The organism is Paenibacillus sp. JZ16, from assembly GCF_015326965.1.
GTDB lineage: Bacteria > Bacillota > Bacilli > Paenibacillales > Paenibacillaceae > Paenibacillus_AQ.
Window position 1 is genome coordinate 1,689,724 of record NZ_CP017659.1, and the last position, 25,969, is coordinate 1,715,692.

Annotated in this window: 29 protein-coding genes and 1 tRNA gene; 6 read left to right on the forward strand and 24 right to left on the reverse strand. The window is 50.0% G+C overall.

The annotated features are described in order from the left end of the window. Positions 1-56: 56 nt before the first annotated feature. From BJP58_RS07475 to BJP58_RS07490, 4 genes are all read right to left on the reverse strand, one after another. Positions 57-212, reverse strand: coding sequence for a hypothetical protein (locus BJP58_RS07475; protein ID WP_165593394.1), 156 nt, complete (start codon positions 210-212; stop codon positions 57-59). Positions 213-335: 123 nt separating this feature from the next. Beyond that, the gene (locus tag BJP58_RS07480) at positions 336-1,184 is read right to left on the reverse strand and encodes a DegV family protein (RefSeq protein WP_194543437.1); all 849 of its coding nucleotides are present in this window, start codon (positions 1,182-1,184) and stop codon (positions 336-338) included. 149 nt (positions 1,185-1,333) lie between these two features. Beyond that, positions 1,334-1,687: a GIY-YIG nuclease family protein gene (locus BJP58_RS07485; RefSeq protein WP_194543438.1), complete on the reverse strand. Its 354-nt coding sequence runs from the start codon at positions 1,685-1,687 to the stop codon at positions 1,334-1,336. Between the two features lie 27 nt (positions 1,688-1,714). Then, positions 1,715-2,470 (reverse strand): DUF2087 domain-containing protein, encoded by a 756-nt coding sequence (locus BJP58_RS07490; protein ID WP_071220271.1) that lies wholly within the window; start codon positions 2,468-2,470, stop codon positions 1,715-1,717. A 157-nt stretch (positions 2,471-2,627) separates the two neighbouring features. On the opposite strand from BJP58_RS07490, the gene BJP58_RS07495 reads away from it, so the two are divergent. Further along, positions 2,628-3,926 carry an MFS transporter gene (locus BJP58_RS07495; RefSeq protein WP_194543439.1) on the forward strand — a complete coding sequence of 433 codons (1,299 nt, stop codon included), beginning with the start codon at positions 2,628-2,630 and terminating at the stop codon, positions 3,924-3,926. Here BJP58_RS07495 and BJP58_RS07500 read toward each other — a convergent pair. The 4 genes from BJP58_RS07500 to BJP58_RS07515 all read right to left on the reverse strand — a co-directional run bounded on the left by BJP58_RS07500 (position 3,916) and on the right by BJP58_RS07515 (position 7,702). Continuing rightward, a complete protein-coding gene (locus tag BJP58_RS07500; protein WP_194543440.1) occupies positions 3,916-4,593 on the reverse strand; it encodes a DUF4166 domain-containing protein in 678 nt (225 codons plus the stop codon). The genes BJP58_RS07495 and BJP58_RS07500 overlap by 11 nt on opposite strands. After that, on the reverse strand, positions 4,577-5,530 hold the full coding sequence (locus BJP58_RS07505) for a DoxX-like family protein (RefSeq protein ID WP_194543441.1): 954 nt from the start codon (positions 5,528-5,530) through the stop codon (positions 4,577-4,579). Before BJP58_RS07505 ends, BJP58_RS07500 begins: the two co-directional genes overlap by 17 nt. A gap of 190 nt (positions 5,531-5,720) precedes the next feature. Beyond that, complete coding sequence (locus BJP58_RS07510) at positions 5,721-6,359, reverse strand: response regulator transcription factor (protein ID WP_194543442.1); 639 nt, start codon at positions 6,357-6,359, stop codon at positions 5,721-5,723. Further along, a complete protein-coding gene (locus tag BJP58_RS07515; protein ID WP_194543443.1) occupies positions 6,356-7,702 on the reverse strand; it encodes a sensor histidine kinase in 1,347 nt (448 codons plus the stop codon). Before BJP58_RS07515 ends, BJP58_RS07510 begins: the two co-directional genes overlap by 4 nt. Before the next feature lie 261 nt (positions 7,703-7,963). Between BJP58_RS07515 and BJP58_RS07520 the strand changes: the two genes are divergently transcribed. The 4 genes from BJP58_RS07520 to BJP58_RS33895 are packed head-to-tail and all read left to right on the forward strand — an operon-like array spanning position 7,964 to position 11,339. Continuing rightward, on the forward strand, positions 7,964-8,677 hold the full coding sequence (locus BJP58_RS07520) for a polyphosphate polymerase domain-containing protein (protein WP_194543444.1): 714 nt from the start codon (positions 7,964-7,966) through the stop codon (positions 8,675-8,677). Positions 8,678-8,680: 3 nt separating this feature from the next. After that, on the forward strand, positions 8,681-9,391 hold the full coding sequence (locus BJP58_RS07525; protein WP_194543445.1) for a DUF4956 domain-containing protein: 711 nt from the start codon (positions 8,681-8,683) through the stop codon (positions 9,389-9,391). A 32-nt stretch (positions 9,392-9,423) separates the two neighbouring features. Beyond that, positions 9,424-10,395 (forward strand): CotH kinase family protein, encoded by a 972-nt coding sequence (locus BJP58_RS33890; RefSeq protein ID WP_267907878.1) that lies wholly within the window; start codon positions 9,424-9,426, stop codon positions 10,393-10,395. Continuing rightward, positions 10,377-11,339, forward strand: coding sequence for a CotH kinase family protein (locus BJP58_RS33895; protein ID WP_267907879.1), 963 nt, complete (start codon positions 10,377-10,379; stop codon positions 11,337-11,339). The genes BJP58_RS33890 and BJP58_RS33895 overlap by 19 nt, the downstream gene beginning before the upstream one ends. 85 nt (positions 11,340-11,424) lie before the next feature. On the opposite strand, the gene BJP58_RS07535 is transcribed toward BJP58_RS33895, so the two are convergent. The 9 genes from BJP58_RS07535 to BJP58_RS07575 form a co-directional block, all read right to left on the reverse strand. Further along, positions 11,425-11,748 (reverse strand): hypothetical protein, encoded by a 324-nt coding sequence (locus BJP58_RS07535; protein ID WP_194543446.1) that lies wholly within the window; start codon positions 11,746-11,748, stop codon positions 11,425-11,427. A gap of 28 nt (positions 11,749-11,776) precedes the next feature. After that, positions 11,777-12,391, reverse strand: a complete 615-nt coding sequence (locus BJP58_RS07540; protein WP_194543447.1) for a TVP38/TMEM64 family protein — start codon at positions 12,389-12,391, stop codon at positions 11,777-11,779. A 53-nt stretch (positions 12,392-12,444) separates the two neighbouring features. Continuing rightward, positions 12,445-12,915, reverse strand: a complete 471-nt coding sequence (locus BJP58_RS07545) for a DinB family protein (protein ID WP_194543448.1) — start codon at positions 12,913-12,915, stop codon at positions 12,445-12,447. Beyond that, a complete protein-coding gene (locus BJP58_RS07550; protein WP_194543449.1) occupies positions 12,908-13,507 on the reverse strand; it encodes a DUF4269 domain-containing protein in 600 nt (199 codons plus the stop codon). Before BJP58_RS07550 ends, BJP58_RS07545 begins: the two co-directional genes overlap by 8 nt. Positions 13,508-13,544: 37 nt before the next feature. Then, the gene (locus tag BJP58_RS07555; RefSeq protein ID WP_194543450.1) at positions 13,545-14,351 is read right to left on the reverse strand and encodes a GNAT family N-acetyltransferase; all 807 of its coding nucleotides are present in this window, start codon (positions 14,349-14,351) and stop codon (positions 13,545-13,547) included. Positions 14,352-14,450: 99 nt separating this feature from the next. After that, positions 14,451-15,170 (reverse strand): DsbA family oxidoreductase, encoded by a 720-nt coding sequence (locus BJP58_RS07560; protein WP_194543451.1) that lies wholly within the window; start codon positions 15,168-15,170, stop codon positions 14,451-14,453. 136 nt (positions 15,171-15,306) lie between these two features. Next, positions 15,307-15,885 (reverse strand): uridine kinase family protein, encoded by a 579-nt coding sequence (locus tag BJP58_RS07565; RefSeq protein ID WP_194543452.1) that lies wholly within the window; start codon positions 15,883-15,885, stop codon positions 15,307-15,309. Positions 15,886-16,119: 234 nt separating this feature from the next. Beyond that, positions 16,120-16,380, reverse strand: coding sequence for a YqkE family protein (locus tag BJP58_RS07570; RefSeq protein WP_071220257.1), 261 nt, complete (start codon positions 16,378-16,380; stop codon positions 16,120-16,122). A 130-nt stretch (positions 16,381-16,510) separates the two neighbouring features. Next, positions 16,511-16,583: transfer RNA gene (locus tag BJP58_RS07575), tRNA-His, on the reverse strand. A 196-nt stretch (positions 16,584-16,779) separates the two neighbouring features. On the opposite strand from BJP58_RS07575, the gene BJP58_RS07580 reads away from it, so the two are divergent. Continuing rightward, positions 16,780-17,631: an alpha/beta hydrolase family protein gene (locus BJP58_RS07580; protein WP_194543453.1), complete on the forward strand. Its 852-nt coding sequence runs from the start codon at positions 16,780-16,782 to the stop codon at positions 17,629-17,631. A gap of 75 nt (positions 17,632-17,706) precedes the next feature. On the opposite strand, the gene BJP58_RS07585 is transcribed toward BJP58_RS07580, so the two are convergent. The 7 genes from BJP58_RS07585 to BJP58_RS07615 form a co-directional block, all read right to left on the reverse strand. Then, on the reverse strand, positions 17,707-18,222 hold the full coding sequence (locus BJP58_RS07585) for a GNAT family N-acetyltransferase (protein ID WP_194543454.1): 516 nt from the start codon (positions 18,220-18,222) through the stop codon (positions 17,707-17,709). Positions 18,223-18,224: 2 nt separating this feature from the next. Next, positions 18,225-18,680, reverse strand: coding sequence for a RidA family protein (locus BJP58_RS07590; RefSeq protein ID WP_127592381.1), 456 nt, complete (start codon positions 18,678-18,680; stop codon positions 18,225-18,227). A 132-nt stretch (positions 18,681-18,812) separates the two neighbouring features. Further along, a complete protein-coding gene (locus tag BJP58_RS07595) occupies positions 18,813-20,417 on the reverse strand; it encodes an S-layer homology domain-containing protein (RefSeq protein ID WP_194543455.1) in 1,605 nt (534 codons plus the stop codon). A gap of 105 nt (positions 20,418-20,522) precedes the next feature. Next, positions 20,523-22,475, reverse strand: coding sequence for a type I pullulanase (gene pulA, locus BJP58_RS07600; RefSeq protein WP_194543456.1), 1,953 nt, complete (start codon positions 22,473-22,475; stop codon positions 20,523-20,525). A 12-nt stretch (positions 22,476-22,487) separates the two neighbouring features. Then, positions 22,488-23,792: a DUF4129 domain-containing protein gene (locus BJP58_RS07605; protein WP_194543457.1), complete on the reverse strand. Its 1,305-nt coding sequence runs from the start codon at positions 23,790-23,792 to the stop codon at positions 22,488-22,490. Beyond that, positions 23,789-24,895, reverse strand: coding sequence for a DUF58 domain-containing protein (locus BJP58_RS07610; RefSeq protein WP_194543458.1), 1,107 nt, complete (start codon positions 24,893-24,895; stop codon positions 23,789-23,791). The genes BJP58_RS07605 and BJP58_RS07610 overlap by 4 nt, the downstream gene beginning before the upstream one ends. Positions 24,896-24,908: 13 nt before the next feature. Next, positions 24,909-25,889, reverse strand: a complete 981-nt coding sequence (locus tag BJP58_RS07615) for an AAA family ATPase (RefSeq protein ID WP_194543459.1) — start codon at positions 25,887-25,889, stop codon at positions 24,909-24,911. Positions 25,890-25,969 lie beyond the last annotated feature (80 nt).

Genomic DNA, 25,969 nt, shown 5'->3' on the forward strand with positions numbered 1-25,969 from the left:
TTGAAGCTGCCCGCTAGAAGTAGAAAAGAGCCGCGTCAACAGCGACCCTTCTTCGCCTATTTAAGCAGGCCGAGCTTACGGGCCTGCTCCTCTGTTAATATAAACTGCTCTGTGTCCCACACTTCATCCTCATCCGTTCTTCCGAACATCAGCATAATATCATCCCATATATTCTTTTGCATCGCTTCAGCTTGCGTGATAATCACCTTCATATTAACATCATTCCTTTCCTTGGAATCATCTCCTACTACATATACAACCATCAAAGGTCATATCGAATCGAATCACAAGCAAAAGCCTGCAGATAGTATCTGCAGGCAGGATCTGTACTATAACTAGGAATATGCAGGATGATATTTAATCCACGACATGGCAATGGTGCCTTCGCCGGCATGGATGCCCGCAACGGGAATAAAGGTCATAATTTCGGTTTTCAACGCCGGATGGGCTCCGCTGATTTCCTTCTGGATCTCCTCGGCCTCTTCTACGTTGTTCGCGTGCATGATGCAGACCTTTTTAATTTTCTGCAAATCCATTTTCATAAGCTCCAGCATTCGTGACTTGGCCTTCTTGAACGTCCGGATCTTCTCTTCCACAATGACCTTGCCTTCATCAAAACGGAGCAGCAGATGAATGCGGAGCAGGTTGCTGAGAAGAAGCTGGGTGCCGGATACCCGGCCGCTGCTATGAAGCCGGTGCAGGCTTGCCGGAATAAGGTAGAATGACATGTTTTGCACCATGGACTGAATTTTCTCTTTAATCACCTGCACGGTATCCCCCTGGCTATGCCAGTGAATCCCGGACATGATCATTTCGCGTACCGGGAACGCTCCCGCTTGGGAATCGATGCCAACCACGGGTACCTCGGCAATCTCTGCCGCCTGCATAGATGAATTCAAGGTTCCGCTAAGCTCGGATGAACAGTGAATGGCGATGATATCATCATACTTCTCTTTCAAGGATTCATATAATTCGATGAATTCACCGATTGGAGGCTGTGAACTGCTTACTTTCGGTTCATCTTTCATTCTTTCATAAAAGGCCTCAGCCGAAATATCAATTCCTTCCCTGTACTCCTCCTGTCCAAGTATCAACCTCAAAGGTACAATATAAATATGATTTTCCTTGGCGAAGTCAGGATCGATCGTACTCGTGCTGTCGGTTACCCATGCTATGGATCTCATTATCGTGTTCACGTCTCGCTTTCGTGTAGTAAGAAGTAGGAAAGGAAGCGATTAAAGCCGCTAAATTCATCATATCTTACCCTTACAGCGTATTGCAAACGAAAGGAATGTGATTTCATGGCCGCACATCGGTTCGCCACAGAAAAGCCTTATTTTCGCTCTGCGTTATACCCCTTTTCTCCAAAAGGTTCCAGCTGTTCAATCCAATATGCCTCCCGTTTGCTGACCGCGCCCTTCAGATCATAGAACGGATCCTCTTTCGGTTCGATGGTTTCCAGAATCTCGAAGACAAAAGCATCCTCGCCATACTCATTCCATTCCCACTGAAGCGTCTTATTGTAGCTCGTTCCCATCTGCAGCTCGAATCGTTTGCCGTTCATGGTCTTCAAGTTATTCGTTCCGGCCACAAACACTTTGCCGTTCTTTGTGTTTCGAATTTGATACACGCCTGCTTCGATCTTGATTTCCTTATACATTTGATTTAGTTCCTGTCTACGATTCATCGCGTTAAACCCTCCTAATCTTAGCGTTTACGTTGTTAACCAGTACTCGCTTCCATCATCCTTGCGATCCAAAAAACCATATTCAATCAAATACCGGCGAATCGTCACATAATCGGGATGGTCCCTCCCGATCGTATCGTTGATTTCTTGCTCCGTATATTTGACGTCCGGTTGAAAACGAGCTGCGATTTCTCGCAACACGACGTACTTCTGCTTCTCTTTGAGCTTAAATGTCTTCAGCGGACCATCGGTCCCTTCAGGAAACACCTTGGCCAGGATCGCTTGCCGCTCTTCTTCGGTGACATTGTAGCGCTCATCCACCATCTTGGCGCGCTTGGGAATCTCCACGAATGCCGGTGCATGGTCATCCTTTTCCTTCAGCAGCTCCATTAAAGTCAGCAGTACCTTGGACTGTCTTTCCTTCTCCTTCAAGGCAAACCGGTGATTGCGAATCGTCGAAGCACTGCCTATGCCGAGCTCCTGTTGCACCTCTTTATCGTTCATGCCTTGATAGAAGAGCTGCAGCAATCGATTCTGATGCTCGGTTAATCCAGTCAGCTTCTTATCGAGCCCTGACAAATACTGAAATACGGAGCCATGCTCCCGGCGGATATGAATGGTCATGTATCGTTCTGACTCATATAACACATCCTGGTCCGGATAGATGATCCCTTTCTCGATCGTCTTGCCGCACAAGAGACATACCCATACGGGACCTTCGTCGATATAGCCTTGCTTAAGTTCATCTATAGAAGCATTCCAGAAACGCTCGTTCGGATCCAATGCAAACACCACTTTTCAATTAGTAATTTATATAGACATTTTATATTTTTGTCTATAACATGTCAATCACACTTCATTTCGATATAATATTTCTTCCTCCCTTCTGTGGAACCTGCTAGAATAGAGGTTGCTGCTGTAAAATTTAGGGGGTATCATCATGAGTTTCATCCAACAGTCGGCAAAAGAAATGCGTTCTTGGCCGCGCAACATCAAGCTGTTTTTTCTAGCCAACGTGCTGTATCAGATCGGTACAGGCATGTTTAGCGTGCTCTACAATTTGTACATACAAGGTCTTGGGTATAATGACTCCATGAATGGAACAGTGGTCAGTATTCAATCCCTGGCAACGGCATTGATGTTCATTCCGATTGGCCTGATCGGAGACCGCGGCAGCCGTAAGCGAATCCTCGTCCTGGGGGCATTGTTAAGCGGTGCGGGTCTGATCGCGCGCTCTTTTCTGGAGAGCGAGTTCAGCTTGCTTGGTCTTGCGGTATATACCGGTCTGTTCGCATCCTTTTTTCAGGTGCTGGCTATCCCCTTTCTAGCGGAAAACACGGCGAAATCGGCTCGCATGCGGATCTTTAGCATTCACGCCTCGCTTGTCCTTGCTTCTCAAGTGCTCGGCAGCATGGGAGGCGGATTCTTGGCGGATGCCCTGCAGGCCGTTGGTATGAACAAGGTCGGCAGCTTGAAAACCGCGCTATTCATAGGCGGACTGGCTACCTTGGCGGCATTCATCCCGCTCTTGTTCACAGCCGATCAGAAGGCCGAAGACATACAGGCATTGGATGCACCGCTTCCTGATCATCCACCGGCTCAGGCAGGAAAAGCAGTAAACGCCTCCGGTCTGGGGGATTACAAAGTCATCGGGCAGTTCGCGCTTGCCCAATTGTTAATCGGCCTGGGCTCGGGACTTGTCGTGCCTTATTTGAATTTGTACTTTACCAACCGCTTCTCGGTATCTTTATCGGCCGTCGGCATTCTGATATCACTTGGACAAGTCATGACCATTGTATCGATGCTGATCGGACCTACGCTGGTGAATCGGGTGGGAGCCGTTAAGGCCGTGGTGCTCTTTCAAGTTCTATCCTTGCCCTTCCTGCTGTTAACCGGATTCACGAACGTACTTCTCATTGCATCGGTCGGCTTCCTGTTCCGCCAAGCCCTGATGAATGCCGCCAATCCGATACAATCCTCGATTCTAATCGACCGTGTACCGGATCACCGAAGAGGAATCGCCAATTCGGTTACGCAAACGGCCTTCATGCTGGGCTGGGCCACCATGGGACCCGTACAATCCAAGCTCGTCACCACTTACGGCAGCTATTGGGGATATGCGATCACATTTTGCATTACCGGAACGCTATATGTCGTATCTTCGTTTCTATACTACCGAATGTTCCGTGAGCGCAAGAGCAGCAGCCTCTCCTCCTCCGATACCGCCGCTACTCTCTAGCCTCAACTCGCAGAGGTTTTACATGTTTCGGAACGGCTCCATCGGCCACATCAATGGTCCGGGCCTGGAAGCTTCCCTTGTACCGGAAGACAGGCCCCAGTATCGGATTGCGCACCTCAACGGATATCCGGTATCGTTGATTCCCGTCATCATACCATTCGTTTACATCGGCTGTTCCGGTGAACCACCGGGGAAATCGAAACTGCAAAAGCCCCTCATAAAATCTCTGCTCCCCCGATTGAATGCAAATGCCGCCGCTCTCCCCCGCGGCTATCCGGAGATCGACCGCCAAGTGCTGTTTATTCCCTAAATAATCCACGATACGGCGGCGCTGTGCGCTATAGATCATTGTGGCATCAAACCGCCTTTGGACACCCGGAAAATCAAAGCTGCGACACCACGTCACCGTTTCTCTTCCCCATTCGTCACGATAAGCATAATTCTCAATCCGAAACGGGATCCCTTTCCCTCGATTCGGAAACATAATATGCCGCATCGTGCCTATATAGAGAGGCAGTGCAGCCCAAGGCGCGTACCAGATCTCTTCCATGACGCCTTCGCCAATCGAAGCGATGTGATCCTTGCTGTCAAACCCGAAGCGCTCCCGAATTTTGGGATGGAGCATTTGAAATTGCGAGCCTAGCGCTTGTTCATAGATCGAGGTCACGACTCACCCCTCCTTTGCGGGATTTATCCCCGGGGACGGGTTTTCGTGCCGGGCGGTAGGCGCTTGGTAAATCTACAGCGGACAGTGAAGCCATCAAGCAAAACCCCATCATGGATCCACTAAGCGTTAACGGATTGAACGGGGCCTTCATTAACTGAGGGTCTGTTATCCATGCTCCAAGCATCAAGATCGCAAGCAAGCTCATCAGCAGCCTGTACCACAACCGACTCTTGTGAAAGAGCAGCGTCAATAAGCCGACGCCGATCTCGGCAATGCCGAGTAAGGTTAACACCAACCCCTCCTGCTCTCCAGCCAAGCCCGACTGCCTCAACAGATCAAGCTCCCCGGCTTCCGGGAACAACAGCTTCGGTACCAGCCCCTCATAACACCATAGAACGACCAGCATCATCACGCTCAAGGCATGGATGAATGCCTTCCGGATCGTTGCCAAGGGCGGAATATCCTTCTCTGCCCACAATCGCAGCACATCAAAGCTCCAAGCCGTCGCCAGGCCGAATAAAGGCCGGAACAACAAACGGTCAAACCAGGCGCCCGCCAGGCCGAACCGCGTTTTGTAATCGTATTGGGTAGAGAAACGTATGCCCCCGCTCCCCTTGTCCTGATACTTCCAATAGCCGCTTCCCTCCCGAATGAGGGAGCTGCGCTGATCCGAGCCGAATCGCAGCACCGAGATTCGTTTCCCCGTCTTCGGGTGAACAGCCGTTTTCGTGGCTCCCGACCCTGTCACTTCCAGTCCAAACCCAATGCGGGTTTTATATAAAAACCGCTGGATATCCGAATCAGCCTCCGGTACATAATGAATCTCGGAAAATCGCAGATCCCACTGTTGATGCAGCTCAGGCTTTTGCGTCAACGTCCACAGCTTATCCATATCCGACTGGATATCGAGTTCAACATAGATCGGATTTCTCTTCATGCGCTTTAGCTCCCCTCGGGATGTCCTCTAGTTTCTTAAGCCGGACACCTCTCTATCTACAAGTCATTTTACAGCCGCCGGGGACTCGCCGTTAGACCTCACTTTTGTAGAACATACCAAGAAGAGGTACTACGTTTCGTAGTACCTCTTCCGATCCTTCGATATGATCCAGTCTTAATCCGCACCGGTGCTAGTTGTCGTTCTCTTTTACAATCCCTTTCCGGCGGACCTTCTCCACGGCTTCCTTGCTGCTTCTTACCCCGAGCTTTTTTAATATTTTATTGATCTGGTTCTTGAGCGTGCTCTCGGTTTTGAACAGTTTCTGCTCCATCTGGGAATGGGTGTACCCTTCATCCAACAGATCAAAAACCTCACGCTCCGCAGGTGTTAAGCCGCGAAGCTGCTCTTCGCGCTTGAGGCGGGCAAATTCCTTGAGCAGCACCTCCATCGATCCCGAATGAAGCACGGCGCTTCGGATCGCTGCCGGAAGCTCCTTAAACCTCGGCTTCTCAATATAATTGACGGCTCCAGCCGTAAAGGATTGCATGATCACCAGCTCGTCACCCAGCGAGGTCAGCATGATGACCTTGGCCTGCGGTTTACGCTCAAGAATTTCGGCGGCCGTGTATATCCCGTCAAGTCGACCTGCAGTCAGCTGAATATCCATAAGCACGATGTCAAAGGAGAGGATATGCGCCATCGCCATCGCTTGTTCGGGCGACTCGGCCGTGCCGACAACGATCATGTCTTCCTGCGCATTCAGAAAAACGGTCATCGATTTAACCCAATCCGGATCATCCTCTACCAAGAAGATTTGTATGCGGTTCAAGCTTCTTCCCTCCCGGATAAACGAATGATTTTACTGCGCGGAAAATATAACGAAATCTCCGTACCAACCGATTCGCGGCTCTCCAGACTAACGGAACCACCGCTTTTCTTCATCACGTTATAAACATACGACAAACCAAGCCCGAAGTTATCTTTCTTGTGGCCCTTGGTACTGTAAAAAGGTTCAAACACGAGCTCCTGCTGCGCGCTTGGAATGCCGGTCCCGTTATCTTTAACGGTAATCGCCGCCCCTTTGCGGCCAGCCGTTACCGTTATCGTAATCAGCCCTCCCTCAGGCATCGCCTCCACGCTGTTGCGAATGAGATTGCTGATCGTTTCCTTCAAATGGACGGCATCCGCGAGCAGCCACGGTCGCTGCCTGCAGATTACGTTCATTTCGACCTCATGCCTGCGCAGCAGATCCTGTTCGCGGAGCTGCAGTTCAGCAAGCAGCTGATCCATGCGGACTGGCTGTTCCACCAGCTTAAACGCCTTCATCTGCTGCTGCATGCGTCCCGCCATGGCAAGCAGATGCTCCGATGAATTCGCTATGACCTCAAGCTGTTCGATGGCAACGCCGTTGTCTTGTGGCAGCAGCCGCTTTACGTTTTCCGCGCTCATCGCAATCTTCCCGATCTCGTTCTTAATGCTATGATTCAGCATCGATGTCCCCGAGCTGACCGCCTGCATCGTGCGATCCAGCGGATCGCGCTCAAACTTCAGGCGTACACCCAGGACGCCGTACACAAAGGTACAGATGACGGCAACGCCCAGCGAATACAGAATGAACAGGGACACGTACCGGAATGAATCATAACCGGGCGAGATCAGATTTCCCACATTAATCAGCAGCATCACGCCGAGCAAGGTAGGCACCATAATCCAGGTGGTGATCCACATGCCTTTGCGTTTTTGCGGATTCATCTCATGCGACAACGCGCGAATAAGCAAGGCGCATGCGGCCACATAATACGGAACCGTCCACACGAATAACCAGCCATAATGAATTCGGTAAGCTTCCGTCAAAAGCACCTGGGCCAGCATCGCGAGCACCGGCAGAAACAAGCCTATTTTGAAATCGCGCATTCTCTTATGATTCTCGGGCCTGCGGGTATACACCATGCAAAATATTAACACGCCGTACGGTGTCAACGTATGGTTGAGATATTGAATCCACGGCTCGTACCGTGCCGCGATAAAACCCGCAGGCACAAGCAAATCTGTCAAGCCGCCGATTCCTGCGCTCCACAGAAAAAAAGCCGCCCAGCGGTTCACCTCGCTCCGAGGCTGATTGAACAGCAGCACAGCCGCCGCGCTCCAAAGCGCTACCACATAATAGATCATGACGCATCGTCCATTCTCTTCGCGAATATAGTATCATCCTACCACAATTGTTACAGCAGCGGGACCTCTTAGCTAGCCTCCACGAACAATTCGGATCCATTGAATCATGAATTTTGTCCTGCTTCGATCCTTCGATTTTTACATAGCGAAAACATTCAGTTTACATTCAGCCGCAATTAAGAAAGATATCAGGAACGATTGATAGGATAAATTTCGTAAGCAATCAAGCACACGAATGATAGAGAGAAACGAGGTGGAATCATGACAACCCAATTGAAATACCGGAACGAGCTTAAATTTTTTGTGAATGTTCACCAGTACCGAATCATCCGTCAACGATTAAAAAATCTGGTGACCTACGATCAGCATGCAGGCCCCGGCGGGGAATATCACATTCGAAGCTTGTACTTTGACGATATCAACAACAAAGCCTTATACGAGAAGCTGGCTGGGGTTCGGGACCGGGTGAAATACCGCATCCGTATCTACAACGTAACCGACAACACCATTCATTTTGAGAAAAAAATCAAATTCCGGGATTACATTGCCAAGCTGAAGGAGCCGCTCACAAGGGCGATGGCCGATCAGATCATGGCCGGTCAATACGAATGCCTCTATCAGCCGGACAAGCCATTGATGATGGAGCTGTATCACGAGATGAAGCATAAGCTTCTGCGCCCCAAGGTCATTGTCGATTATGTCCGCGAGCCGTATGTGTGCGCCAACGGAAATGTCCGAATTACGTTTGACAAGGAGCTTCGAACCGGCCTGCACTCCACGGATCTGTTCAATCGGAATCTGCTGCCCATCCGGGCAATCGATGAGAATCTGATTATACTCGAGGTCAAATATGACGAATACATCCCGGATTACATCAAAATTGCACTGCAGCTGGAAGGACTTGGCCGTCAATCGGCCTCCAAATACGTGATGTGCCGTAAATTTCTGAAATATAACACATGGGAGGATCAATAATTCATGAACACCACATCGACTTCAAGCAACACGAACACCACCAATTTTTCGGATATCGTCAAAAAATCCGTCATGGAAAACTTCGTATCCGATATCAGTTTCGCCAAAATTCTGATTACGCTGGCCGTTGCCTTTGTGATCGGGTTATTCATTTATCTGCTCTATAAAAGAGTCTTCAGCGGCGTGCTGTATTCCAAAAGCTTTAACGTGTCTCTGATCGGGATGACCATGATCACGGCCGTTGTCATCATAGCCATTAACTCCAATCTCGTGCTCTCGCTCGGTATGGTCGGCGCACTCTCCATCGTCCGTTTCCGTACGCCCATCAAGGACCCAACCGATCTGATTTTCCTGTTCTGGGCCGCGGTTGCCGGGATCGTAACCGGGGCCGGGTTCTACACGCTGGCTGCCATCGGCTCCATCGTAGTCGGTCTGATCCTGTTCTTCTTCATTAAAAAAGCAACGGTGGATACGCCTTATCTGCTCGTGATTCATTGCGAGAATGAACAGAGCGAGCAAGCCATAAAAGAACAAATGGGTCAAGCCGTGAAGCGTTATAATCTGAAGCAAAAAACCGTGACCCCAGGCAGCATTGAGCTGACACTGGAAGTAAGGCTGCGCGACGCCGAAGGCCAGTTCGTGAACAAGCTGTCCCAGCTGCCAGGTGTTCATAACGCGGTTCTGATCAGTTACAGTGGCGACTATGTATCCTAAGTCAGGCGGTGGTCAGAGATGATAAAAAAAGAATGACGGTCCAACTGTTCCTCGTGATGGCCATAATCCTACTAATCTCAGGCTGCCAATGGACACCCACGGCTGCCGGGACGGTAAGCAGCACCGAGAGCGATGCTCAGCAGAAGCAAATGGATTCGACGGTTTTTCCGAAAGATAAGGTTGTTGATGTAAAAATCACGATTGACGAAGCTGATTTTCAGGATATGCTGGACAACGCCAGCGCTGAAGAATATAAAGAAGCATCCGTCAATTACAACGGCATGCAATTTGATCATGTCGGCATTCGAACCAAAGGCAACTTAAGCCTGCGCAGCGTGGTGAATTCGGACTCCGACCGCTACAGCTTTAAAATATCCTTTGACGAATACCTTAATCAGACCTTGAATGGAATCAGCAAAATCAATCTGAACAACAACTACAGCGACGCATCGTATATGCGGGAATTTCTGACCTACGAGCTGGCGGATTCCGTCGGACTGCCGACGCCCGGCTTTTCCTACGTCAATGTATACGTAAACGATGAATTATGGGGGTTCTACCTCGCGATTGAACAGATTGGCGACTCCTATCTGCAGCGTCATTTCGATCATTCCTACGGCGCGTTGTACAAGGCAGAGATGACCGGGGCAGGCAGCGATCTGACGTGGCTTGGCAATGATCCCGATTCCTACACCGGGCTTGTCATGAAATCCAAATCATCCAATGACGATATATTGATCGACATGCTGGATGAGCTTAATAACGGCACCGATTATGAGAAGGTGCTGGATGTCGATAATGTACTCAAGTACGTTGCCTTGAACGTAGTTGCCTCCAATATGGACAGTTATCTGGGATCGAACAAACAGAACTATTATTTATATGAGAACAACGGCATTTTCTCCGTCCTGCCTTGGGATTATAATATGGCATTCGGGGACTTGGGGGCTCCAGCATCCTCATTGACGAGCCAACCCAGGGAGCTTTGGCGGAAAGGCCCCTGATTGCCAAGCTGCTCGCGATTGACGAATATAAGGAACGCTATCACGCCATCCTCTCGGAGATGCTGGAGGGCTACATGCAGCAGGAAACATTCAATGAGCGAGTTGCGCAATTGCAAGACTTAATTTCCGAGCACGTAAAGCAAGACCCAAGACCTTTCTATTCCTATGAGGTGTACGAGCAATCCATCCCGACGCTCACCTCATACGTTCAAGAATCAATGGATTCCATCCAGCAACAGCTGGATGGAACGCTCCCCTCCGCTGGCGATGGAAGCGGCAGCGGAGGCGGTATGGGTCCCGGCGGTGGTCGTGGCATGCGACCTGGCGGCGAGACGAATGGAGCCGGATCGTTTCCCCCTAACGATGCCCCTGCCGGAGGCATCTCTGGCGGGAACAGGCCTGCCAACAACGACAGTGCTGCTCCTGATTCTTCTGACGATGCTTCGGGAAGCAGCACCGACGTTAACTCCGGCAAAGCTGAGGGAGATCGTGACACCGCGCTTGAAGGGGACGAACCTTCCTTGTCCGTCGTATCGTCTGTCGGATCGAGCACAAGCAGTTCCAACGAAAAAACAACGGTTGATGCTGCTCCAGCCGTAACTACGGAACCATCACCAAATGCAGCGGAGCTCCCTGAAGATCAAACCCAATCGTCGGAGCAGCCCCCTTCCGATGACAATCAACCAACCATGCCTCAGACTCCCGGCCAGAGTGGGCAAAGCCAGATGCAGGATTTCCCTCAGGGGCAGATGGGGAACGGATTTGGCGGCGAGTTTGGCGGTCAAATGCAGGGAGGCCGGGGAATGGGCCGGCCGGGCGATGGGTCAAACGGGGCTGCCGAGGAACAAGGAAGTGCCAAGGAAGCCTTGTACGCCGGCGTATCAATCGTCCTCCTGCTTCTCTCATGTCTCCTCGTAACGTTGTATAAACGAAAAAGACTGTAATTATCAAACAAGGGCAGTTCCAAAGGTCGATACACCTTTGAAACTGCCCCTTTATATCCGAACGTTTTAACCTATGACCAATGGATTAACCTATTTCAATGAACCACGTGATCATTATGGGCGCACCGATAAGGACCATGCCCATCGCCATGACAATCCTCGTCGTATTTCTAGACAGCTTGTGCTGGGTCGCGGCTGAACGATACCAGCCGCTGAACTGCAGGCGATTCCGGTAAAGTACAAGAAACCACAATACATTCCCCGCGAACAGGAACAGCCAATATAGTCCATTCCAGGGTATCCAGCTCTTCAGTATTTGATGTTCTATGTTGCCCAGAACCATGACAAAGATCATCATAATGATCATCATTCGAATCATTTCCAGAATGGATGAGGCCAATTTGGTCATAACGCTTGCTCCTTTTCAATCATGCTATTCAACTGGACTCAAGCTCTGCTTGTTGATCGTGTACCGATTGTTTTCTTATAAAGTATGAATCCAGCTTCCGGCTGACCCATAAGGACAGTACGATAAAGGCAAGGACTCCGAACAATTTAAAAGGTTCCGCAATAAAATCGGACAGGTTGGCACCGATGTAAGAGACACAGAACACCATAATGCCCTTGCCCAAGGTGACAGCCATCAGATAGGACATCAGGTTCATTCTGGCCAGCCCGGCGGCCACATTGACCGCGACAAACGGCCCAACGGGAAGTATGCCAAGCAGGAAAACGTAACTGAAACCGTTGCGCTGAATCCAGCGCATACCACGCTGAACTTTAGGCTTTTTTGCCCAGCGTTCGATCAGGGGCGTACCGGATATTTTGCGCACGATGAGAAAGGTCGTTAAACATCCTGCCACCATACCGATCCAGGAGTAAAGAAACCCTGCCCAAAGCCCATACACCGCCGCATTCACACCCACGATCACGATCGTGGGCATCGGTGGAATGAAGGACTTTAGGAACGTCAGAAGGATGCCCGGCAGCGGGCCTAATGCTCTAAATTGGTCCAATAACCACTCCAGGTTGCTCTCTGTAAAGTAAGACATGATGTCCAAGTAGCCAATCAATGACTTCACCCATTTCTGCTAAGTATTGCCGACTAGCCGACTTGAAGCACCTGATTCAGCTGAGCCAGATGGTGGTTGTCGTGCCAGATGAAATCCCGCATAAATTGCGCCACCTCAAAAGGGTGCCCGTCCGCGTCCGTGTACCGCAACTCATATGCCGTTTCAGGCAAGGCTTCGATCGCCCGGATCAGTTTCTCCCTAGCGCTTATCGTCTGATCCACCAGCGTTTCCGTTGATAACGTCGTGGCATATTGCCTCGACTCTTCATTGAAAGTGTCATAATCTATATGACGGACAGTCAAAACATCCCCTGTGGAAATTTTGGAAATGGCTTCATTGTAAAAATACTCATCCCACCGCATGATATGGCACACCACATCACGTACGGTCCATTTCCCCTCTGCCATCGGGGTGTTCCAGAATCCCTCTTCCTGTACCGCGAACCCTCTCACTTTGCCGATCCACGCGGAATACTCATTCAGCAGCTGCTGTTTGTCACTCATATCCATTCTCCTTGTCCATATAAGATTTAATATAGGCGTCAAGTCGATCCTCCGGCCAATGATATATCTGGAGCAGCTCCTCATAAGGATCGCCCGTGATACGCAACAGCTTCGCAAAGGCAGGCTCCGTCTTATAACCCGACCTCTTCAGCTCGATAATCCCTTGTCTTGCAGTTTCACCGAGCCGCTTCAAAAGCTTGTATTCGACAATCATATGACGGTAACCATTCTGACTCGTTGAAGGTAATGGCTGTGCAAAAACCTCGAATTCCCATCCTTTGTACCGAAATCGCGCTACCGATCGATCCACGTTGTTGACGGTACGGGATGAGCACGTGAAATTCGCAACATCTTCGCTATAACGCGTCTTGAGCTCTCGTTCAAAGCAGGCAAAATCCGTCACATGGCATATGATATCGAGATCGCTTGATTCGATGTCAATCCCGATAGGAATCGTGCCCACCAATATCGGGTTATAGGGTTTCAGATGATCCCATAGTCTAAGCTCGTCTATAACCATGGCTGCTTGCTTCTGTTTATCGGAGCCCAGACGTAAGTATTCCAAGTTAAGAAAATCCATGTTTTCTTGCATGGCTGCTCCACCTGCCTTACTCCTCTTAACTTTCAGATCAGCGTTCGGTCCACGTCGTCCGAACATAGCCCAGCTTCATGCCAACCGATTCCATGTTGCGATGGCTCTGTGATAAGAAAGCGCATTGCGAGACAACAAGATCGCACCCTGCAAGCTTCGCCTCCTGTATTCTTCTGCGAAGCAGCTCCAGCTGCAATCCTTGTCTGCGGTACTCCGGGAGTGTCGCCGCAAATGTTAGTGACGCTGTCGCTTGATCTACATACATGACGCCAGCAGCGGCCGGCTCATCTTCGATATAAGCCATATAGAAGCTCCATCCCGGTCGTGAATACAATACACTGTTATTCGAGGCTACAGATGGAATTCCTTGATCAGGCAATCCTGTTCCACGGCAATGAACTTTAGCATAATCCTCAAATTCATCTTTGTCTATTGTTCTGATCACATTTCCGGTATCCGGCACCTCCTTCAGCTCCTGCGGGTTCATATACATGGAATTATGAAAAGCAGATTGATAGAATCCGCGTTCGGCAAGCGCAGCCAGGAATTCCTGATTTACCAAGCCGGGCACGATTTCGAACTGGAATTTGCGCTCCCTCGATTGATAAAAGTCGATGATTTCGTCCACGTTATTCAGATCCTCTGAACGCAGTCCTTTCACCGTGTTAAAAGAAAGCCAAGGCATCGTCTTGCTGTACAAGCACAGCGCATGGCCGAAGCGTTTCATTTCGACCCCTTCGGGATTTCCGGTCCGACCTTCGATTGCTTTCATTCGATCCAACATATAATCGTTTTCTGAATCTTGAATTCGTTGGATAAGTTCCTCAGATGGAAGATGCCGCATATTGCCTCCTATGTATTATAACTAGTGCATTCTTAACTGGATAAATAGAGCCCGAAGATCGCTTACTGATGCTTCGGGCTCTTACTTGCTGTGTATGTTTTATTTCGCGCTGCCCGGCAGATCGCAAGATCCGTCGGCGCACATGCCGTCGCTGCTGTCGGAATCATTCACCATCACTAGCGGATTCGCTTCACGATAAGCCTTATCCAAAGCGTCCGTGAACACTTCCAGTGGCTGCGCACCGGACACGGCGTATTTGCCTCCCAGCACGAAGAACGGCACTCCCCGAATTCCCAAATTTGCTGCAGCTGCTTCGTCTGCCCTTACTTCGGACTGGAAATCGTCACTCTCGAGCGCGGCCGCAGCCAAATCGCGGTCCAGGCCGACTTGAGCCGCCAGATCGGCCAATCGATTCTTATCGCCAAGATTCTCGCCGTCTGTAAAGTGTGCACGGAACAACCGCTCCGTCATTTCTTTCATTTTACCATGCCCGGATGCAAAATGAACCAGGCGGTGAGCATCAAATGAATTGGCCGGGATGACGCGATCCATTTGATACGTAAGCCCGACGCTTGCCGCTTGCTGGGTCACGTTGGCGTTCGCAGCCTTGGCCTGTTCGATACTCATGCCGTATTTGGATGCCAATATCTCGTCCATGGAAACCCCGGCTTGATACGATGCACCGGGATCAAGCTCAAAGCTGCGGTAAATCACTTCAACTTGATCTTTATTAGGGAATTGCTCCAAAGCCGATTCGAAACGGCGTTTACCAATATAACAGAACGGACACATAAAATCCGACCATATTTCCACTTTCATTCTTTTCGCCTCCTAGCGAGCATTAATGCTAACTTACTTATTGTAACCCGCTTTCAGCATGACATCAACACCTCACATGAATATGGAAAGGTCTTGCAAGAATGCTCAGGATACCGAGTACAAATACGCCGGTTATCTAAGCGGGGTTGTTCTCCTCTAATCTGGCAAGAACCCAATCCGTCACAACCTTGAAGCCTTGATTTCCCTTCAGGGAACTATTGATCACCAGATCCGCATGCCAGCGGGTAGGCTCAACATATTCATCGTGCCTGTATCTTACAAGCTGCAAATATTCCTGAAGCACACTTTCCTCGCTATGCCCCTTTTCTATAAACCACCGGTTTCTGCGAAGCATTCTTTCATCCGCGGGGCAATCTACGAACAGCTTCAAATGAAGCGAGTTCCGAAGGGATTCGAATTGATACAATAGAAATCCTTCAATGACAATTATGTCGTATTTGCCATTATGGACGGCGTGATCATAATCCGCGGTCAGACGCTCGATATCGACGGCATCCGGATGGTTAAAATCCTCAAACATTTGATTGGTGAAGGGCGCTTTGGCCAAGGGTCTAATGGACTTATAATATTTATCCATATGGAAGATCGCCACCCGGTACTCGCTTAACCTCTCCTTGAGCTTAAGACTTAGCGTTGTCTTGCCGCTCCCCGAACCTCCGCCAATCCCGATCATTAAAGTCTGCCTATGCTCCATATCCTTTCATCTTCCTCCATATGTATGTCCAAGGTACAGGTTCCATTATTATACAACCGATCCAAGTAAGTTGAAAGATCCTCGTTACAAGAAAACATCTCCCGGTCCCGGTGTACGATCACAGAAGACAGACCGTTTTTAAAGGAAGTTTATCTTCCGATATCAGGAAGGCTCACGCTTCGACGTTTACTGTCTGATATCAAAAATAAAAAACAGACAGCATAACGCTGCCTGTCACTTATATTTTTTCCAATCCATTTCGCTATGTTCCAGTAAATATTCAAAATCATTGTCGCGCCGCTTCTGTTCTGCCTTGCGAACAGCTTCCCGTTCCTGCCTTTCCTTCTCAAGCCGCTCGGCTTCATTGGCTTTCAAGGATTCGGTTGTTGCCTTCAACTTCGCCAGAACTTGAGGGTCCAGCATATCCTTTAACGTTGCGGGTTTATCGGCAGCCTCGGTTCGCGGCAAGGGGGACTTTTGTTTCTTTTTTGCCATGTTCATTCACCTCGATTTCCACATTATTATATCATCTTATGAAGGACCTGACATCTATATCTGCATGGTGATAACCACGAAAAAAGAGAGCCTCTCGGCTCTCCTTCTCCTTATGTATACTTACTTTGAGGGCGATCGATGGGACTTGAACCCACGAATGCCGGAGCCACAATCCGGTGCGTTAACCCCTTCGCCACGACCGCCATGATATTGAGCATTTCATATGCCCAAGATAATAATTTATCAGATATTTAGCTATTTGGCAAATTGTAATTTCTTACATCCCATTCTTGATTTCAACGGAAAGAACATACTATACTTACTTGATTCCAACTATCAGATAATAGCGCCCTTATTCGATACAACATGATGATATAAGGCACGGGAGGAAGCACAGCGATGATCTATCATATTGACTATGTCTCGGAGGGATTGCATATCAAGGGGTATCTTGGTCTGCCGCCGCAACTGCCCCGTTCGGTCGCCCATGAGATGTCCAAAGCGTTCAACGCAATTCACGGCGTTACAATAACCGGCACGCTGGCATGCTCCTTAAACTTGGATCCTGTTTCACACGAACCACCTAAGCCAGTGACTGAGCCTAAGCTTCCTTTGGTCCTGTATTGCCGCGGCGGCATTGGACGGGTTGGCGCTGTAAGGTTGAAGTGGGTTGAAGAATTCGCTGCGCAAGGATATGCCGTGTTTGCTCCGGCCTATCGCGGAAATGAAGGCAGCGAGGGCAGGGATGAATTCGGCGGTGCCGATACGATGGATGTGATCTCCGCAATTGAATGGCTATCGAGCATTTCCTGGATAGATAACCGTCGTATTCATCTGTTGGGCTTTTCCCGCGGTGCGATCAATGCTGCCGTGGCAGCCGCTCTGTCACCACATGTATCCAAAATGATTCTCTGGAGCGGCGTCTCCGATCTGGCACAAACCTACGAAGAACGGATAGATCTGCGCAGAATGATGAAACGCGTCATTGGCGGAACGCCTGCCAAAGTACCTGAGCAGTATCTTCTTCGATCGCCGATCCATTATGCAGACCGTATCCGATGTCCCGTCCTGCTTGTCCATGGGACGCGGGACGAGCAAGTCCTGGTGGAGCATAGTTACCGGATGCTGGACAAGCTTCAAGAACAGGGGCACCAGCCGGAAGCGCATCTGTACGAAGGGCTTGGACATCATTTCCCGCCACCGCAGCATGCAGCGTCGATCAACCGAATGTTCGACTGGTTGAAGAAATAAGAAGAAGTTGAGGAGCGCTCCTCAACTTCTTCTTGTCTCTCTCCAAGCACATGATTTGTTTGGCATTTCTTCCGCCTAGTTGTGCCCAGCAGCCGTCTCAATCCAGTATTTACACGTCCCGTTCGTAATGGAACTTAACTCACCGTGATTCGATTCAATGATGCAGCGGGAAGCCAGATTGGATTCATCGCAGGTCAGAAGGACCCGGCTTATGTTCTTCTCATTGGCCTTCTTGACCAATTCCGCCAACAGCCGCTTGCCATATCCTTTCCTACGCTCCGACGGCCGGATGACATACCCGATATGTCCCCCTAGCTCTTGCAGATTGTCATTCAAGCGATGTCTCAGCTTACCATATCCTATGGGCTTGTCGTTATCGTATAACCAATATATCGTCTGGGGAACATACTGCTCCGGCAGATCGATGCCTCTCGCCATTTCGTAATTGCGCAGCACCTTGGAAGCGAACTCTTCCATGCTCCCGCTATTTAAGCCATTAACGAATCCGTTCCCGCCCTGGCCGATTTCCTGGACCATGAACAGCAGACTTTCATCCTCCAGCACCTGCAGCTCCCTTAATACGAGTCCCATGCCTATTCCTCCACTTGAAAGATCGAATCTACAATGACGGGCAGCTGATCCCGTAAGGATACGGCTCCGAATACGGATCTGGCGTGAATTCCTTGATCCCCGAACACCTCAAGCATCAAGTCCGAGAATCCATTCAACACCTTATGATGCTCCTCATAGTCGGTTGTTGCGTTAACGAAGCCTTGCACCTTGACCACGCGCTTCACTTTATCAAGTGATCCCAGCCCTTCCCTTAATACGGCCAGAACTTCAATCCCGGTCAGACGGGCATATTCATACCCCTGCTCTGTTGTGTAATGCTCTCCGAGCTTCCCTCTCGGCTGTCCTGAGGGACCCTTGCCTGAAACATACATTAACCCGTTAACGATGACATAGTTGGCATACTTGGCTGCTGGCGAGCCTGCTTTAGGCAGGCTGATACCCAGCTGCTCCAGACGTTCCTCGGCATGAACGGTCATGTGATCACTCCTAAAGGAAAAATATTCTATCTAAATTTCAACTATTGTATCACGGAATGGCCCTTTTACAAGTAAAAAAAGACCAACCACACGCATCGAAGCTGGTCTTGAATTCAACAACATGTCTGAAGTTTAGATCCGGAACGAATAAGATGCATAACGCTCCGCGTTATGAATGGCCTGCCATACGTCCGTCGTCTCGGCGCCCGGATACCAGTAGGCATAACCGGCAATCTGATATTTGGCGGCCATGAGATGTTTCATCGATAAAGAACGGGATTCCTCGGTCCATATGCGATGCGGAATGCCGCCGCTGTTATAAGCTGCTTCATACTGCGCCACGCTCTTATTCCATGTGAATGAAGCTTTGTTCAGGCGTATGCGATGTCCCTGCTCAGCCAATGTAATGTCTTGCGAGGACACCGAGGAAGCGATCTTCCAATCCCTCGTGTACAGCGGATACGCGATGATGCTCTTCTTCGCCGGAACTTGGGTCAGCAGCTTGCTCAGTCCAGATTCGCTCCAAGGGAGCGAGGAAACGGAGCCCGCTTTGGGTGAACCGCCCCAGTGCTGGTCATAACTCATGAGTACCATATAGTCCACTTGTGTGCCAAGAGCTGCGTAATCGAATGCAGCCGTCCAATCCGTATTCAGATCAGGTGAAACATCGATGGATAGCTTGGCTCCGAGCCGCCTCATCTCTATGGATAATTGCGTGATAAAGGCCGTCAGATTCTGGCGATCCTGCGGCATGACGTTCTCAAAATCAATATTGATCCCGTCCAATCGATACCGGGATACATTCGCTGCAATACGGTCAACGACAGACTTCCGGGACTGAGCGCTGCTCAGTACTTGGTGAGTTCCTTCCGCATTCCCGCGGTTTCCCACCATAGCCCACACCTGCCGACTGTTGTTGTGAGCCCAATTCAACAGCTCCTTGTCGGTATGGTCCGTCACCTTGCCGTTTGCCTCCATGTAGTACCAGCGCGGTACCAGAACATTCAAGCCGGCCCGTTTGGCATAGGTGATGTATTGCTGGGTCGTACCATTATACAACCAGCCCATATGAACATTTGCAGGAGTTTGAAGGTTAATCTGGGTCAGCACATTTCCTGACTGCAAGACCCGGTCCAGCAGCATTGCCGTCTCTTCCCGGGTGATTGCGTCCTGGGGTCTGAACTGTCCCTTGCTTCCCTGCAGCCAGCCTGTATCCGTCGCTTTACCCACCGCATTCCAAGCCCATTCCGCGATGGAAGCAGAATCCGTATAGTAGTTGGTCGTATTTCCGTTATAGTATCCATTTTCTTTCATAGCACGAATCACCATCACGGCAGCCTCTTGCCTTGTTATGGAAGCATTCGGGTAGAACCGGTAACCATTCCCCTCAACAATGGATAAATTAAGTCCCGCGTGAACCCAGCCATAATACCATGCGGATTTGGAAACATCCCGAAACGCGGACAAATCGTTTGGAACAGGATCCAGCTTGAGCATTCTGGCAATCATGGCAATGAATTCAGCCCGGGTAACCGGATTTCGCGGCAAAAAAGCTCCTGTGCCATCCCCGCTTACGATACCTCTCTTGGCCAGACGCTGGATCGCGTCTTTGGCAAAGCTTGCCGAGATATCGTGAAAACCGGTCGGACTAGGAGCTTGAGCCGCGGATGCCTGTAGATGGCCAAAAAGCGATGAAAATGACAGCAGCAAACAAAGTGACAGGAAATATTTTTTCAAAGGGACGCCTCGATTCTATTCTATCATCTGATACCATCAGCATATCAGATGATCATAGAATCAGGCATTATTCATTTCTTGGTAATATTCGCTGCCGGTATAGATTTAACAGGATAAGATAACCGCACCGATCCCTTCTACAACAAGGGAATCCCGGGTTAAACGCGTAATATGCTCTTCGCCAAGCAGAATCTTCCATTCGCCCAGCTCAGGCAAAGCAAGGGAGGACTCTTTCCGTCCGGCATAATAGAGCACATAGATATGTTTCTCTGGATCGCCGCCCGCATGATCACGAAGCGTGAAAGCGACAGCATGCTCAGGACATGGTTCAAACCGAAGATGCTTACGAATCGACGCGGCATCCCTCAATCTGAATGCCGGATGATTCTTCCGGAGCTGAACGAGCCGTTGAATGTATTTCACTCCATCCTGGTGCTCCGATGCCATACCCCAGTCCAGCCGATTCACTTCATCACTAGCGTTATAACTGTTCTCCACTCCGTTCTTGGAGCGGTAATACTCTTGGCCGGCGTGCAGGAAAGGGATTCCTTGACTGGTTAGGATCATGGCCGATGACAGCCGGTGCATATCGCGACGTGTCGCATCATTTTCCCCTTTGGTCGACAGCATAATTTTGTCCCATAGGGTATGGTTATCATGACATTCCACGTAATTTACGCACTGATCCGGTTCAGTAGCAAACGCCTTAATATCTTTGGAATACGGAATGCCGCCCACGATGCCTTGCTTCACTTTATGAAGTATTCCACTGCCGCCGCTCACAAAGCCCTTATATTCAAAATGAAAAATATCTCCTTTAACGGCATCGCGGAATCCGTCGTTAAAGTGAGCGATACGCGGCATCACGGCTGCTTGCTGCTGATTCGCTCGCTTCTTCTCTTCCAGCTCGGTATTCATGACCCAGCCTTCGCCGATCGTGATGATCGACGGATCAATCTCGTCCAGGCGCGTCCGGATTTCATTCATCGTCTCCACATCCAGCAATCCCATCAGGTCAAATCGGAAACCGTCAACCCGGTACTCCTTCACCCAATGCAGAACGGATTCCACAATGAATTTCCGCATCATCGGACGCTCGGATGCCGTATCGTTACCGCACCCGGATCCGTTGGAAAATTTGCCGTCCTTCGTATAACGCAGGTAATAACCGGGTACCAGCTTCGTGAAATTGATCAGATACCCGTCATATACATGGTTATACACCACATCCATGATGACCCGTAGCCCTTGATCGTGGAATGTCTGAATCAACTCCTTCAATTCACGAATCCGAACCTCCGGCACATACGGATCCGTAGAATACGAGCCCTCGGGAGCATTGTAGTTCTTCGGGTCGTATCCCCAATTGTACTGCGGCTCATGAAGCCTGGTTTCATCTACGCTTTCCGTCGCAAAATCGTAGATCGGGAGCAGCTCTACATGCGTAGCCCCAAGCTCAACAATATGATCAAGCCCTGTACGAATCCCTCCGGGACCTCGGGTACCTGTCTCCGCCAGACCTTTAAACTTGCCTTTATGTTTCACTCCGCTGCCTTGATGAATGGTGTAATCACGAACATGCAGCTCATAGATCACGGCATCTAGAGGACTATGAAGCGGCGGTTTGTCTTCTGTCCAGTGCTTAGGATCGGTCGAGGCCATGTCCAAGATGTAAGCACGATCCCCGTTGACGCCTACGGCGCCAGCATAAGGGTCGACAGCTTCGTTCCATTGATCCCCGATAAGGACCTGGTAGGTGTAGAACATGCCTTGAAGATTCTCTCCTACTTTCAGCAGCCAAGTTCCCTTCACATCACGCGTCATCGCGAAACGCCGGGCTTCTGCTGCCTGCCAATCCGGATACAGCAGGACGTATGCCTCGCTAGCCGTCGGTGCCCACAGTCGAAACGTGGACTCTTCAGGTTGGTAGGTTAAACCCAGATCCGTTCCATCATAATAAAATAGCTTGTCAAATTCCTTATCAAAGACGGAGACTCCCCCGGTGACCGCGGGATCTCCGTAGTGAATAACAGCGTTGCTTTCTTTTTGTACCGACAAGATGTTCACTCCTCATGTATGCTTCCTATCCAATTGTATCCGTTCAACTTCTTCCTCCGTAATGGTACGGGTACCATATCGGGCTTCCTCGTAAAGCTCAATCAAGGATTGTGGAATACGATCCTTCCTTCCATTCCATTCCTTAAGATCGCTTTCGGTTTCCCGCGGCGTTAGCGATGCTTTCCAATTATAGCCTTCCCTGATACTTCGGGAAAGTATCATCCGATACATTCGGCGAATTTTCTCGTTCAAATGCTCCGATCCTTCTCCCGCCCGAAACTTTCCGCCGATACGAATACCGGACAACATCCGTTTTAGTCGTTTGGATGCGGGGTCATGTTCAATATTCTCCACTTCATCCTCATAACCTAACGAGGGCTGAACGTTCTGTCTGTTCATCATCCTGTTCATCCATGCAGAGAATCTTCTATATAGTTTAGGCAGGACTTTGCCAAACCTGAACAGAACATACATCATCCCGATCCCTATAACGGTGAACACGCCATAGATCAGCACTTGCTCCAATACTTTCATCCATGGGCTCGGCGGCTTGGTTTCTTCATCAAGAAACGACATTTCGGGAGGAGGCTCCGACGACGAAGGCGGTTCCGGAGTCTGCTCCGCACCGGAGCTGAACCATCCGGAGATCCATGCAGCGATCCCTCTCGCCATATCAGAGACCCATTGCTGCAGCTGCGGCAAGAAGGCGACCACCGCAACCAGAAGCAGCAATACGAGGATAAACCAGCGATTGTAACGCAGAACCCGACGTTCCAACACGGGCTGATCATTGCCTGGCAGTGTTTCATCCAACACCAACTGCCGATTGACAAGCAACAGGGTTAATCCTAACGCCGCTGCCCCCATCCAGGTCAGAGAGGATATACCACCCTGGAATGAATCCATAAAACTTAATATAAAACTGCTGACCCCGAACAAAATCAATCCTATTAAGAAATACGTCCCCGGAAACATCAGATTCCAGCTTGCCTGCTCCATTCGGCTGCCGCGATAACTGGCAATAAATATAAGGGGGATGAAATAAGCAAGGGTGATATCTACGCCTACAAAGGCGATGGCTGCCGTAATGGAAACCAGGCACGCCCATAAGGTTGCCTTAAACTGTCGATCCAGCTTGAACCATCGCGCACCTGTGTAGCCAAGTAAGTACCCGCCTAATACTAGGGCAGGCCATACCCATCGGTGCGATTCAGGCAGCAGATAGAACGCCGGAATAAAGAGTACCGGAAAATAGAGCACGCATTCCACGAATCCCTGCAAGAACGTTTTTATAAATCCAGTGTCTCGAGAGGTCATGCAGACACCTCCTTCGCAGGAGACGGCGCTTCACCGAGAGGAAATACCTGAATCGTGTGCCCATGGTCCCGAAAACGCTGAAACATCTCTTCCAGCCTGGGACTGACGTAAGTGCTTAGAATGAGGATATCTCTAGCCTCTTCATGCCGGGACAGTTCAGAGGCCAGATAATCATGAAAAGAAGCCTTTCGGGTCAGCTCCAGTCTCGCCAGCATTTCAAATATCAGATGCTGCTGTGTCATGCCGCCTGCAACCGGGACGAATGCTTCATCGGTTGAATCCTCGCCAAGCGTTCCGTTTGTTCCCATTCCGATCTCCATGCCCTGCGATAATAAATGAGCTGTAATGCCCGCTGCCAGTCGGATGCCATACTCGATCGGCTCGGGCCGCGTCGCTTTGCTCCACATCTGCTCATGATCCTCTATATTCAGATAGATCAAGAGTCGGCTGTCCGCTGTGGTATCCCGCCTGTGGACCTGCAAGATGCCCGTCCGTGCGGTCGCTTTCCATTGAATATCCTTCAGCGGATCGCCGTCCCGATATTCGCGTACGCCTGATATCAGGAAAGGATCCTCCAAGATCCATCTTCGCACCAGCATTTCGCCCATCCAGGTCTGGACCGGGAGGGCCATGTCCGACACATCCATCGGCATCGGGTACACGATAATGCCACCGGATAACGTCTTGCTCTGGACAATCGACTCCATTCCGACCAGATCCCCCGTCGTCATCGATACCGTACCCAGCTTGTACAGACCTCTGCGCTTAGCGGTAATCCGATGTCTGCGAAGGATCTTGGTCCATGGCAGAAGACTGAAGAAGCTCTTGTGGTTCTGATTGAATTGCCCCTCACTGATATCCAGGTTCAATTGATTATCAAATGCCAGCCCCGAGCGGAATTGGGATTCTACTCTTAACCAGGGCACAGGCAGCGCTTTGCGGTTCTCAATGATTTCGATCAATTCCACGGAATCTCCCTCATAGCAGGTCGACACCTTGAAGGAACGGCTGTAGTTCAGCTTTTTGAGTGCCGTCCGTTTGAAAATCTTGCCCTGCACAACGATGACCACAGCGGCGATTAACAATATCCAATAGGCTCCCATCGCCATCCGCCCCCTACGACGAAATGCCTTCTTCTGTCGGTACGGGAACCTGCTGCAGCAGCCGTTCGATCACTTCTTCCGCCGCGGCCGCACCGCCGCGGCTGTGAAGCGTCCCTCGAAGCTTCAGCCGATGCGCCCATGTCGGCACAGCCAATTCCTTCACATCATCAGGGGTAACAAACTCCCTGCCCTTCAGGACGGCTTGTACTTGCACCGCCTTCAATAAGGCTTGGCAGCCCCTTGGGCTTACGCCCGAGGCAACCGCCTCATCCCGTCTTGAATGCTCGGAAAGCGCAACGATATAGGATAACATCACATCACTGACATGTACTTTGCTGACGATATGTCTGGCTTGTACGATCCGCTCAGACGTTGCAATCGCCATTAGAGACTCCAAGGGTTGATCATCTTTAAATCGCTTCAGAATATTCACGCTTTCCTCTGAGGTAGGGTATCCCATATTCAGTTTAAACAGAAAGCGGTCCAGCTGTGCCTCCGGCAGCGGAAACGTTCCTTGCTGTTCCAGCGGATTTTGCGTCGCGATCACCAAAAACGGCTCTTTCAGCTGATGGGTTACACCGTCAATGCTGATCTGGCGTTCCTCCATGCACTCCAATAAACTGGACTGCGTACGAGGTGTCGCCCGGTTGATTTCATCGGCTAGAAGGATATTCGTGAACAGAGGACCCGGACGGAATTCAAACGTCGCGGATTGTTGATTATAGAAGTAGATGCCGCTCAGATCCGACGGCAGCAAATCCGGCGTGAACTGTACTCTCTTAAACGTGCAATCAATCGACTTCGAGATGGATTTGGCCAGCAATGTCTTGCCTGTACCCGGCACATCCTCCAACAGAACATGACCAGAAGTGACCATAGCAATAAATAGTCTGTCAATCAGCTGCTCTTTACCTACCATAACTTTGGAAACGTTTGCTCGAATGTCGTCGGCAAGACGGCGAACGCCATGATAATCTATAGTAATTGTAACCACTCCTTATGTAGTTTAACTTTACAACAAAGTTCGTCATCACAACCCATAATTCCTGTTACTCGGGGCAAAATAAGAGCGAT

Excerpts from the sequence above, each read along its gene's own strand:
- BJP58_RS07495 (WP_194543439.1), top strand. The coding sequence starts at position 2,628 with ATGAGTTTCATCCAACAGTCGGCAAAAGAAATGCGTTCTTGGCCGCGC.
- BJP58_RS07515 (WP_194543443.1), bottom strand. The coding sequence starts at position 7,702 with ATGATCTATTATGTGGTAGCGCTTTGGAGCGCGGCGGCTGTGCTGCTG.
- BJP58_RS07565 (WP_194543452.1), bottom strand. The coding sequence starts at position 15,885 with ATGGAGCATAGGCAGACTTTAATGATCGGGATTGGCGGAGGTTCGGGG.
- BJP58_RS07535 (WP_194543446.1), bottom strand. The coding sequence starts at position 11,748 with ATGACCAAATTGGCCTCATCCATTCTGGAAATGATTCGAATGATGATC.
- BJP58_RS07570 (WP_071220257.1), bottom strand. The coding sequence starts at position 16,380 with ATGGCAAAAAAGAAACAAAAGTCCCCCTTGCCGCGAACCGAGGCTGCC.
- BJP58_RS07520 (WP_194543444.1), top strand. The coding sequence starts at position 7,964 with ATGACAACCCAATTGAAATACCGGAACGAGCTTAAATTTTTTGTGAAT.
- BJP58_RS07555 (WP_194543450.1), bottom strand. The coding sequence starts at position 14,351 with ATGCGGCATCTTCCATCTGAGGAACTTATCCAACGAATTCAAGATTCA.
- BJP58_RS07525 (WP_194543445.1), top strand. The coding sequence starts at position 8,681 with ATGAACACCACATCGACTTCAAGCAACACGAACACCACCAATTTTTCG.
- BJP58_RS07560 (WP_194543451.1), bottom strand. The coding sequence starts at position 15,170 with ATGAAAGTGGAAATATGGTCGGATTTTATGTGTCCGTTCTGTTATATT.
- BJP58_RS07610 (WP_194543458.1), bottom strand. The coding sequence starts at position 24,895 with ATGGGAGCCTATTGGATATTGTTAATCGCCGCTGTGGTCATCGTTGTG.
- BJP58_RS07590 (WP_127592381.1), bottom strand. The coding sequence starts at position 18,680 with ATGACCGTTCATGCCGAGGAACGTCTGGAGCAGCTGGGTATCAGCCTG.
- BJP58_RS07475 (WP_165593394.1), bottom strand. The coding sequence starts at position 212 with ATGAAGGTGATTATCACGCAAGCTGAAGCGATGCAAAAGAATATATGG.
- BJP58_RS07480 (WP_194543437.1), bottom strand. The coding sequence starts at position 1,184 with ATGAGATCCATAGCATGGGTAACCGACAGCACGAGTACGATCGATCCT.
- BJP58_RS07540 (WP_194543447.1), bottom strand. The coding sequence starts at position 12,391 with ATGTCTTACTTTACAGAGAGCAACCTGGAGTGGTTATTGGACCAATTT.
- BJP58_RS07505 (WP_194543441.1), bottom strand. The coding sequence starts at position 5,530 with ATGAAGAGAAATCCGATCTATGTTGAACTCGATATCCAGTCGGATATG.
- BJP58_RS07580 (WP_194543453.1), top strand. The coding sequence starts at position 16,780 with ATGATCTATCATATTGACTATGTCTCGGAGGGATTGCATATCAAGGGG.
- BJP58_RS33890 (WP_267907878.1), top strand. The coding sequence starts at position 9,424 with ATGACGGTCCAACTGTTCCTCGTGATGGCCATAATCCTACTAATCTCA.
- BJP58_RS07605 (WP_194543457.1), bottom strand. The coding sequence starts at position 23,792 with ATGACCTCTCGAGACACTGGATTTATAAAAACGTTCTTGCAGGGATTC.
- BJP58_RS07550 (WP_194543449.1), bottom strand. The coding sequence starts at position 13,507 with ATGCAAGAAAACATGGATTTTCTTAACTTGGAATACTTACGTCTGGGC.
- BJP58_RS07585 (WP_194543454.1), bottom strand. The coding sequence starts at position 18,222 with ATGGGACTCGTATTAAGGGAGCTGCAGGTGCTGGAGGATGAAAGTCTG.
- BJP58_RS07485 (WP_194543438.1), bottom strand. The coding sequence starts at position 1,687 with ATGAATCGTAGACAGGAACTAAATCAAATGTATAAGGAAATCAAGATC.
- BJP58_RS07545 (WP_194543448.1), bottom strand. The coding sequence starts at position 12,915 with ATGAGTGACAAACAGCAGCTGCTGAATGAGTATTCCGCGTGGATCGGC.